We start from the raw sequence: 1,944 nt of genomic DNA on the forward strand, positions 1-1,944 counted from the left end.
TTTGATGAAGCTGTAAAAAGTCGATTTCTAAAAAAAATGTTTTAGAGCAAATACTCTAAATAAACATACTCAAGTCAGGCGGTTGCTGCGTTTCAGGTATATGCTCTAAAACAGCATGTCCTTTCCAAGAAACGGACAAGAACCGCAAGAATTGTCCAAAATCGTTCTCTGAAAACCTCAATACTGGTAGTAAAACCCCGTTTGGATCTGGATTTGGCGGATGGTCCGGATAGGATTGCCGCCATGACCGCGGCGGCCCGAAAGATGTTCAACCCCAGCGCCTTCAAAATGGCACTGAACCGAACCGCTTTGAGGCCCCGGACACGGAGGTGTTTAACGCCGGTACGCCGATCAAACTCGCTCATGGTTGCTTCCACACCGGCCCGCCATCGGTAACGGTCTTTGAATTCATCGGTCTCGACCGCCGAGCGCCTGAGGGCGATACGCAGTTGTTTGTCGGTAAAACGAAGGTAGAAGGCCTTCTTTCCAGACTTTGCCGGGCAGATGGCTTTATTGGGGCACCCGCTGCAATGGACAAGATCGAAGACGGCACAGTTCCGGGTTTTCTTCCGGGTGGTGTCCATCGGTGCGTGTCCTTGGGGACAACGGATCACCTTGCCGGATTTTTCCAGGTGAAAGTCGCTCAGGCCCAGCTGGTCCTTTTTCTCGCTGCCCATGGGCGGAGAGATGACCTCGACGTCCTTTCCCTTTGCCGTTTCGATGTTTTCGTCGGAGCCGTACAAAGAATCGGCCAGAAGCGCTTTGGGCGCCAGTTCTTTTTCCTGGGCGGATTCGATCGCCGGAATCAATGCATTGGCGTCACTTTCGTGAGCCCGTTCAACTTCGACATGGGTAATCAGGTTCAGGGTTTGGGCTTTTTCTTCCGGGTCATCGGTGTCCGTATAGGTTTCCATCACCTGGACCTGATATCCCTGGCCTTTATGCCCACTGTAACTGGCGTCCGGGTCTGAAGGATTCTGCAGGGAGTCGGAGGGGATCTGTTTGGGTTCCTTAACGTCAACCTGATCATCGTCGGAGACGGTGCACTGCTCGTCTAGAATCCGTTGCAGCAGTTTGAAGCTGTGCATGCCGTTGACATCCTTGAGATCCTTGAACTGCTGGACCAAACGATACAAATCGTTGCTGACCTGCGATAATGTTTTCTGGCCTTGGGAGGGTTTGACCATGGCAAAGCAGGCCAGATCCTTTTCTGAGAAGTATCGATCAATGATCGCCGTATCGATGGTATCGAAACAGGATGGGTGGTGCCGTTTCAGGTTCTTTAAAAAACGATGGATCGATCGTGAAAAGATACTGATGCGTCCCAACCGCCGCATATTGGATCGGATGTGGACCGAGTCGAGACGCTGCTTGTCCGTATCGACAGTGAACACCTCGGCCAGTTTCTGCGTGCAAGCATTGAACAGCGCATCCTCCAAGCCATGCTCGGCAACGATGGTACGCATGTTCCACAGCGTTTTGGGGCACATGTATTTGGCTGAATCGGATTCCTCGAAGATGTTCAACGCATAGTGCCATTCGATGTTGAAGGAGAGCTGAGTGACGGCTTGCTCGTCGGTCAGGTCATGGGCTTGTTGAAGAATCAGAACACCGACAACCGTATAGAGGTTCTTGGTCGGCCGTCCGAATCCGGCGTTGAAAAAAGGACTCAACACACTGACGGGCAATTCTGGCAGGATATGTTCCTTGAATAATCCCGCCCATGAACGGTCGAGCATTTGCCGTCTCTTGGGGCTCATATTGCCCCAGGGATCGAAAAGTTGCTGCTGCTTGTGATCGTTGTAGCGTATCATGATAGAATGCCTATAACTGATTGTATTTTTACAAAATACATATCACAATGACAGCAATTTGGCAAGTGAGAAAAATAATTTAAGCGTATAAAATCGAGTGGTTATCTAAAACGACTTTTTACGAGTTCAT

1 protein-coding gene is annotated in these 1,944 nt (G+C 50.3%); it reads right to left on the bottom strand.

Annotated features, from left to right (window positions below; all coding sequences use genetic code 11):
* Window positions 1-92 precede the first annotated feature (92 nt).
* Window positions 93-1,814 carry a transposase gene (locus tag JCM12296_RS34440; protein ID WP_054702639.1) on the bottom strand — a complete coding sequence of 574 codons (1,722 nt, stop codon included), beginning with the start codon at window positions 1,812-1,814 and terminating at the stop codon, window positions 93-95.
* Between the last annotated feature and the right edge of the window lie 130 nt (window positions 1,815-1,944).

The sequence above is a fragment of the Desulfosarcina cetonica JCM 12296 genome (assembly GCF_001311845.1).
Lineage (GTDB): Bacteria > Desulfobacterota > Desulfobacteria > Desulfobacterales > Desulfosarcinaceae > Desulfosarcina > Desulfosarcina cetonica.

What these genes read in the sequence shown, in the direction of transcription:
- JCM12296_RS34440 (WP_054702639.1), bottom strand. Translation starts at nt 1,814, where the DNA reads ATGATACGCTACAACGATCACAAGCAGCAGCAACTTTTCGATCCCTGG.